Below are 8,081 nucleotides of genomic sequence, written 5' to 3'. Positions count from 1 at the left end.
CCTCCACCACTGCCTCACCCACCACATCCCCTACGACGAACAGACCGCCTTCCCCAACACCGCTTGACTGATCAACCGCATCGGATGTCTGTCTCCGCCCCGCTCCAGCCCGGCCGGCGCCCGCGCCGCGCTCATGGCGATCAGCAACCTGATGCCAGAGAAGGAGTACGTCGTGGCTGGGGCGGTCTGCGAACGAGTTGATCTCAAGAACGCCTGGCTGGGTCCTTCGGGAGTTTGTGCTGACGCAATTCAGCGGCGAGTACCCAAGACTCGCGGCTAACCCAGCACTCGCGGAACTCCGACTCTCAGTGCCCAACTGGAGCAACCGGACACGTTGCTCTCGTCGACGGTACAGAGCCGACACCGTGGTTGAGGTCAGTGGGGGTACAGCGAGGCACACGCGCGCCTGATCGGTCGGTGCAGCCGCCGCCGTGGCTGACTTTCGTCGGCTGAGGCACAGACGATCTCCGAGGCGAGGCGCCGTCCTCACTGGTGGACAGCGCCCAACAGGTTTGACTCGGTCATTGAAACTCCACCCCAAAGCCGCTACACCGGCCTTGGAATCTACCGGCCAAACGTCACAACTCACCTCCCAGAGCGCGCCGACCGTTAGGCACGAACATCCACTCTGCTGCGCAACTGCTCCCGCACCTGCTGGTAAACGTCAACGCCAACGGATGGAGCAACCCAGAGAGAAAGTACCGCCGCATAAGGCACCTTCTCTCCTTCTAGGCCGCCCGCCTGTTCCAGACACTTGACACGGATGCTCATTCCGGCGCCTCGCCCATACGCGAACGCTTTTTGCGTTTCCCAGCTCAAATGTTGGACTGTCCCCGCCCCTCGCGTCGCGGAATTAGTGGAAAGACCAACAGGAGTCCCCAGGCCAGGAATGTCTCCATTGGGTTTAACGAACGATAGTGCAGCTTTTCGATATTGCCGGTGCCTCCAGTTTACAGGAGAGAGCCAAGCAAGAGTGGCATCGATCCTTTTCACCTCTCGCACACTCAAACCGTCGGGCAGCGGAAAGGTCAACTCTTGCGCCTCGAATGCCCCGATGGAGCCGCAAAAAAGCAACACCGCCTCATTTGCTGCGCATCCGTCCGCCATAGCGCGAGCCCGCACGCCATTTCCAAGCGCGCGCTCCAAAGGAAAATCGCTCGGAGACACGCCCTGCAGAGGATCTGTCCCATGCACCAGTAGGGCTTTGACAGCCGCTGCACGTTGGCGTCGCGTTAACGGTCGGCCATCCGAAATTTCGTCGACTAGCTCATAAAGTCTGGCTGCCTCACGAGTAACCAAGGCGCAAGCGGGGCTTGTTCCCGCAATGAAAACTTCTTGGCCAGCCCCAGGGGCCGCCACTTTAATGCCTGGTCCACGAGAAGAGGCACCTACAAAGGTAATCTCATCGCTCGGCTGTGGCGGTACTCGAAAGAATGCCCTACCGCCAGCTGTCGACAACTCAGGCTTCAGACTCCTTCTGTAGCCCGTACCAATCGCGGTAAAGGGACTGACACTCACAAGGCCATCTGCTGGATCAGCCACATACCCAACAGGATCTACGCCAGACGCATCATCGTGAATTGCCCCTACCGTAATCGCATTGATCGATTCAGACGGTGAAATTATGCGGCGGTGAAACTGGTCCCGCTTTTGGGCTTCGAGGACAGCACGCCGTCTCTCCTCGCCTCGCAACTGCACAAGTTGGTCAGAGTTCAATTCACCTAGGGGGAGACGTTTATGGTTACCAGCTGATACCACAATGAGGACGCCGTAGTGATAGCTGAGCCAGTCCAACATACGCGCCCAGGATGAAATAATAGTGTCGAACAGTGTGGCGGGGTCTCCGACGGAAAGGTTAACGATCGCAATATCGGAACCTACAGGGCCCACGCCGTCATGCGTTTCGAACAATTCACGAAATGCCCTCAGCATGAGGTCGGGAGCTAGTTGGCCGGCAGGCAGTTCTTCACTCCGATCAGCGGTTTCGTCCGATGGAGCTAGAATAGGTCTAACCAACACGGGTCGCGTCAAAGCGTTCCGCCCGGCACTTAGGTCTCCCCAAATTACCGTTGAGGACATCCAAGTGCCGTGCTTCCGCTCTTCTACCGTGGAACCACTCGTCAAGTCGTCCGGGTCGTGCACCATCACTCGATCCTTAAGGAGCGGGTGATTGGCAGCAGGCACGCCATCCAATAGACAAACGATCGGAGGTAGATTCGAAGGAACCGTAGTAGGAGCTTCGACATTTGAATCAACAGGCTGGCCAGCCACAGGCATCGCCTGCCCCGTGACACGAAAATACATAACGTTGGCCGATTTAACCAATTGGACGGCATCAAATCGACCGTTGGCGAGGTCAACGAGAACCTCGGTCGGTACCGAGCATTTAATGCCGTGATACCCGATGCTGTCGATGACTGCGGAAGATTTAACCTCTCCGCCAGCCTGGGCGACCAGAGAAACTACCTCACTGTGAGCCTTACTACGTGCACCCTCGGATTTCCGATACCAAAGTTCCAGTTCGACTTCAAACAGTCTTTCAGTGATCTGCCCGGCAAAATGGTCCTCCCATTCAACCATTTTGAGCCGGTCTTGCGGACCCCATGGCCGAACGTCCTTGAGGTGCGCAAAGAGATCACGCAGCGTTGCGTAACCGCGTGGCAGCTTCTCCCCTCGCTTCCATGCCCGCCATTTACTCAGCAGCTGGTCAAAGGCCCGCTTGTTTAGACACACGGCATGAAGACAGGAACTGACTGTTGGGTTTCGAGGACGTGCTGACTTTAGCACGAACTCGTTATCTGGATCAGCTTCGTCTTCCGTCTCAACGAGAACCTCCATGCCGAGACGTTGCGCCACCTTTTGCAGGTCGATCTGTTCCTCGATTGCCTCGAAAACGAGTACCAATTGGGGATCAGCGTCTTGGATCGAAGTACTTAGCTGGATCTGAGTCGCCAACTCCTCGGCTGCTGCATCCATTCGGGCGTTCAAACGATCTAGACGTCCCCCGCCACGGATCTCGATTCGTGCATTGCCGCCTCCCCTTGTGCTGAACTGCACGGAGGGACCTGGGTCCGCAAGAATTACCGGCCGTGATCGTGAAAGTTCGCCGCCCGCAGTTGTCATTCACTCGCCTCCACACGAACTGACCAATGCTGCAGAACGCGCTGCGTCACTTCTCTGGCATCTGGCTCTGGACCAGAAAGAATGGACCTGCGCTGTACATCTAGTGCGAATTCCTCTAGCTCTGCGTAGCTGACACTGTCGAGGCGCTCCGCAATCGTTCTTAGAGAAAGGCCGAATTCCACACCCGTGCGCTCAGACCATGCGCTAAGCCACTCAAGCCGGCCGGCACGCGTAGGATGAGGAAGTTCTAGTCTTAGCTGCATGCGCCGCCATACCGCACGATCCAGGAGTTCCGAATGGTTCGTGGCTGCGATTACAACGACATGACTAGGAAGTTTGTCTACTTGTAGTAGTAGTGAACTAACTACCCTCTTGATCTCGCCCGTTTCATGGGTATCACCTCGCTCTTTCGCCACAGCGTCAAATTCATCAAAGAATAGTACGCATGGCCGCACCCTAACGGCGGCGAACAACGTTTCCATTCGTCCTGCTGTTTCACCAAGATAGCTGCCAATTAGGCCTTCATATCGCACACTCAGAAGTGGAATAGCAAGTTCAGTAGCGATTGCTTCGGCCAAGGTAGTTTTTCCCCCACCAGGCGGCCCTACGAATAGTAGTCGATGTCTTGGTTCGACCCCATGGCTGCGGAGAAGGTCCCGCCTATGGTGCTCCTCGATGAGTTCATTCACTGCAAGTCGAACTTCTCCAGTGAGAACCAAATCAGTGATGCGTTTTTCTGGTTCCATTTCATGAAAAAGGCCTGCAGCTTCGCTGGTGCGCGCAAGCGAGGTAACCTGGCTGCCTGGTGCATGACGACGTTTCGTCAACGCATCCGCGAGTTGGGACGCAAGAACCCCGTGTCTCTTACTTTCTTCCTCTGCGATAAGCGCTTCAGCGGCGCGCCTGAAGGCAAGCTCGTCTCCCCCTGCTCCTGACTTAACAAGCGCCAAGAGCAAGTCAGCACGCGCCACGGGTCCTCCCAGGATTAGCTTTCAGGTTGTGACACCATCCTCGCAGACACCGCTCAGTGGAGCTGGAGCCTACTCCCAGCCGGTGCCTTAGGCCCGGAAGATCCCCAGAAAGCTTGATCCTTAGTCAGTCTGGGAACACATCGAGCATCTGCGCACGCTGCCTGGGGCACAACACCTCCACCAGCTTGTTTGAGGCGGTGCTCATTAGTCACTGACGCCGGATAGCTCCTGTACTGAACCACTGGACCAGTGCCCCGGCCAGGTGAACGGCCATCTGCGCCTGCGCCTCCGATTCTTCCGGCGTCGGCTGTTGACTTCCGTGCCGGCTCGTCTGCCCGGTCCACAGCAGCGATACCATCGCTTCGACCGCAGACAGACCTTCCGTACCGCCCCTTCCTGGGATCGCGACGACGAACCGCTCGGGGTGCTGACGTATCTCGCGCAGCATGGTGCCCCAGGGCTTCGGCGTAGTCGCAGGTCGCCCGGTTCGTGACGTTCTGTCAGTTCGGTGGTGCTCTGGGAACGTTGACAGGCACGGCTTCCAAGATCATGGAGTTCTCTACGCCCCGTGATCTGAGTGGAAGACCGTGCCTGCCGACGCATCATCACTGATCTCGCCTGCGTTTGACCAGCTCCGCGAGTATCCGGAGGTGGCGGCCGGGGAGGTCGTTGGCCTGCTGGAACGTCTGGCCGAGGTGCCGGACCCGCGTGATCCACGCGGGGTGCGCCACGCCCTGGCCGTGGTCCTCGCGCTGACCGCGTGCGCGGTGCTCGCCGGAGCGACCTCACTGCTGGCGGTGGATGAGTGGATCACCGATGCGCCCCTGCACGTCCTCGAACAGGTCGGCGTACGTCCCGATCCGCTCCTGCCACGACGGTCGGCGCCTGCCGAGACGACGGTCCGCCGACTGCTCTCGCGGGTCGACGGCGATGCACTGGATCGGGCGATCGGACGCTGGCTCGCCGATCGACGCCACAAGGCGGCCGGGCTGCGCGGCCTGGCCGTCGACGGCAAGAGTCTGCGCGGTGCGGCGAAGAGCAACGGCCGCAAGATCCACCTGCTCGCGGCACTTGAGCACACCACCGGCCTGGTCCTGGGCCAGCTCGACGTGGGCGAGAAGACAAACGAGATCACATGCTTCAAGCCCCTGCTCGACACCCTCGCCGACCTCGCCGGAACGGTCGTGACCAGCGATGCGATGCACACCCAGCGCGAGCACGCCGTCTACCTCCTGGACCGCAGGGCTCACTACATCGTGATCGTCAAGGGCAACCGGAAGAAGCTCCGCAAGCAGCTGAAATCCTTGCCCTGGGCGGACATTCCGCTCCAAGGACGCGTCAGGGACGTCGGCCACGGCCGCTCGGAGATCCGCCGGATCAAGGCCGCCACCGTCAGCAACCTGCTCTTCCCCGGCGCCCGCCAGGCCATCCAGATCAAGCGCCGCCGCACCGACCGAAAGACCGGCAAGACCACGATCACAACTGTCTACGCGGTCACCAGCCTCACCGCCGCCCAGGCCACAGCGCCCCGGCTCGCCCAACTCATCCGTGATCACTGGAAGATCGAGTCTCTACATCATGTCCGCGACACCACCTTCGCCGAAGACGCCTCACAACTGCGGACCGGCAACGCACCCCGCGTCATGGCCACCTGGCGCAACCTCGCCATCGGAGCACTCCGGGCAGCCGGAGTGAAGAACATCGCGGCCGGCCTCCGCCGCAATGCCCGCGCCCCCCGACGGCCCCTCACCCTCCTCGGCCTCGCATAATCACAAACCGGGCGACGTGCGACTACGCCGAAGCCCTGCATGGTGCCCATCGTTGCCTTGGAGTTGTTCGGTTCCAGCGTCTCGTGCATCGCGGACTCCACCGCCTTCACAGACTCGCTGTACGCGCGCACCGGATCAGGATGCAGAGCGTAGGCGTCCGTGTAGGCACGCCGAAGATGCGCTGCAGCCGATCCCCGCTCCGGCTGCTGGGCAGTGAGGGAGGCGACACCGACCAGCGCGGCAACCGTCGAATCGACCCGCCGCACCAAGCCTCGGCCATCAAATCGGACCGCATAGGCAGACCGGCCATCGGCCAACAGTTGCTTCAGAGGCCCGTGGTACTTGGAGTACGACATTCGCGCGAAGGCGAGCGTGACCGTGTCCAGCGTACGGGCTTGGACGCCCTCCATCTTCTTCATCGGTGTCACATTCGGTGGAATCCCGAACGGCAGCAGGTCTAGCACCGCGTCGACGATGTCGAGCAGTTGCTCCTTCGGTGTATGCCAAGCCACGAAATCTGCGTCGTCGACATCTACTCCCGGCCCGCAGACGAGCTCACAGCGCAGCATGATCCGATCGCCGATGCGTTCGTTGCGTACAGCCCGTTCGATCCACGGGCGCAAGGCCACCACCAGGGCAGGGGACGGCTCGTCACGCACCACCTCACCGGCGCCCTGACGAATCGAGAGAGGCATCCACATATCAGTCACACGACCACGGTAGGACGCCATTCCCCCCTGCTGCACACCAATTGCCCGAGCTGCACGGAGGATCGGAGACTGCTAACTAGCGAGCGTGATGACCTTGCAGCAGGTGCCGCTTGAGGTATCCGGTGCTGACGGCCCCTGTGGAACAGGGCGGGATGCAAGGTGGCGTTGAAGGTCTATGTGGCGGAACCGGTGAACGGGGCCGACCCGGCGCAGGCTGTCGTGCGAGACGGCGGTCAGGTGGGCCATGTCCTGCTCGGAGCAGGATCCGTGGGGCGGGCCTTTCAGGCTGCGTGTGGGTGCAGGCGTGCGGCGCTGCGTCCCAGTCGGATGGCTCCGGCCAGCGGGATCACCATGGCGATCAAGAATGCGCCGATGAGTTCGGCCGGCCCGAGGCCGTCGGCGAAAGCGAACAGTGCGGCAACCGCGGGGGTCACCAGTAGGGGCGAGAGGGCGCAGATGCCGCCCAGGCGCTTGTCCTGCCTGGTCCATGCCGTAGAGCGCCAGATCCGCACGGCGGCAGGGACGGCCAGTACGAGGCCGATACCAAGGACCCAGAAGAACGGGGCAGCCAAAACCATCATGCCCAGGGTCAGAGTGGTGCGCGCGTTGCTTTCCGGCTGCAGCGGGTTGACGCCGGGCTCTTCGGCGATCGCGGCGGCGGCGATCTCCCGGGGGGTGCCGAGCTGGTCCAGGGCCTGCTGGACCGTCGTGTCATCGGCGCCCTGCGGCAGCACAGACTCGATGTGCTCGCGCAGGTCTGCCACCAGGTCACGGCGCCGGTCGTCGGACAGCACTGCTGCCTCTCTGTCGACCGAGGCCAGGTAGGTGCGAACCAGCGGGTGGGTCAGGGAGTCGCTCATTTATTCAGCTCCAGAAACGAGGAAACGGTCAACAGCATCACGGAAACTGGGCCAGTGCCCGGAGAACTCGTCCAGGGCCTGCCGACCCTGGTCGGTCAGCTCGTAGTACCTGCGAGACGGCCCGCTGGGCGACTCCATCAGGAACGTGTCCGTCAGGCCGCTTCTGCGCAGACGGGACAGCAGCGGATACAGCGTCCCCTGGCTTGTCGCCATGACCGGCGTATCCGCAAGAGCCTCCAGCAGTTCCACCCCATAGCGGGGCCTGTCACGCAGCAACGCCAGGACGCAGTACTCCAGCACGCCCTTGCGTAGCTGGCTCACACCGCGGGCCTCCACGTGATTGCTTGCTTTGCCAGCTACCATGCAATGCATACTACGCGAGCGTGTCAACCCGGCACTGGCGACCTCTGGGCGGATCCGGCCACCGGTCGTCACGCCCCCCCCGTAACCCCAGCCATTGAAGATCTCTAGCGATCGTCCTTGAGATTCCATGGCTGAGCGTCTGCCTGACACAGTGACATCGCGAGGCCAACTCTGAACGTCGTGGTCAGTGCTTAGACGTCATCCGCTTATCGATCACGAGGCTGGGCCGGTCGAACAGGGTTCCTGATCGGGTGATCGCGTGAGGGCCGACGCATGGCAGCAGGG

General features: G+C 61.1%; 7 protein-coding genes. 2 read left to right on the top strand and 5 right to left on the bottom strand.

The window, feature by feature from the left end; genetic code table 11:
• Window positions 1-609: 609 nt before the first annotated feature.
• Together AB0I51_RS47850 and AB0I51_RS47845 are read right to left on the bottom strand one after the other, a co-directional pair.
• Entirely contained in the window at window positions 610-2,976 is a 2,367-nt protein-coding gene (locus AB0I51_RS47850) for a S8 family peptidase (RefSeq protein ID WP_362985739.1), read from the bottom strand.
• 143 nt (window positions 2,977-3,119) lie between these two features.
• Window positions 3,120-3,869 (bottom strand): ATP-binding protein, encoded by a 750-nt coding sequence (locus AB0I51_RS47845; protein ID WP_362985741.1) that lies wholly within the window; start codon window positions 3,867-3,869, stop codon window positions 3,120-3,122.
• Here AB0I51_RS47845 and AB0I51_RS47840 point away from each other — a divergent pair.
• Window positions 3,762-4,058, top strand: coding sequence for a hypothetical protein (locus tag AB0I51_RS47840; RefSeq protein WP_362985743.1), 297 nt, complete (start codon window positions 3,762-3,764; stop codon window positions 4,056-4,058). The two genes, AB0I51_RS47845 and AB0I51_RS47840, sit on opposite strands and share 108 nt — an antisense overlap.
• Before the next feature lie 244 nt (window positions 4,059-4,302).
• Here AB0I51_RS47840 and AB0I51_RS47835 read toward each other — a convergent pair whose 3' ends face one another.
• Window positions 4,303-4,542 carry a hypothetical protein gene (locus AB0I51_RS47835; protein WP_362985737.1) on the bottom strand — a complete coding sequence of 80 codons (240 nt, stop codon included), beginning with the start codon at window positions 4,540-4,542 and terminating at the stop codon, window positions 4,303-4,305.
• A 202-nt stretch (window positions 4,543-4,744) separates the two neighbouring features.
• Here AB0I51_RS47835 and AB0I51_RS47830 point away from each other — a divergent pair, with 202 nt between their 5' ends.
• Window positions 4,745-5,863 (top strand): ISAs1 family transposase, encoded by a 1,119-nt coding sequence (locus tag AB0I51_RS47830; RefSeq protein ID WP_362985735.1) that lies wholly within the window; start codon window positions 4,745-4,747, stop codon window positions 5,861-5,863.
• 991 nt (window positions 5,864-6,854) lie between these two features.
• On the opposite strand, the gene AB0I51_RS47825 is transcribed toward AB0I51_RS47830, so the two are convergent.
• Together AB0I51_RS47825 and AB0I51_RS47820 are read right to left on the bottom strand one after the other, a co-directional pair.
• Window positions 6,855-7,433, bottom strand: coding sequence for a hypothetical protein (locus AB0I51_RS47825; protein ID WP_362985733.1), 579 nt, complete (start codon window positions 7,431-7,433; stop codon window positions 6,855-6,857).
• Window positions 7,434-7,796 carry a PadR family transcriptional regulator gene (locus tag AB0I51_RS47820; RefSeq protein ID WP_362985731.1) on the bottom strand — a complete coding sequence of 121 codons (363 nt, stop codon included), beginning with the start codon at window positions 7,794-7,796 and terminating at the stop codon, window positions 7,434-7,436.
• Window positions 7,797-8,081 lie beyond the last annotated feature (285 nt).

This window comes from Streptomyces sp. NPDC050549 (assembly GCF_040655035.1).
In the GTDB taxonomy this organism is placed as follows: domain Bacteria; phylum Actinomycetota; class Actinomycetes; order Streptomycetales; family Streptomycetaceae; genus Streptomyces.
Note: the sequence above shows the minus strand (reverse complement) of the source record. Positions and strands in the feature narration are given on the sequence as shown.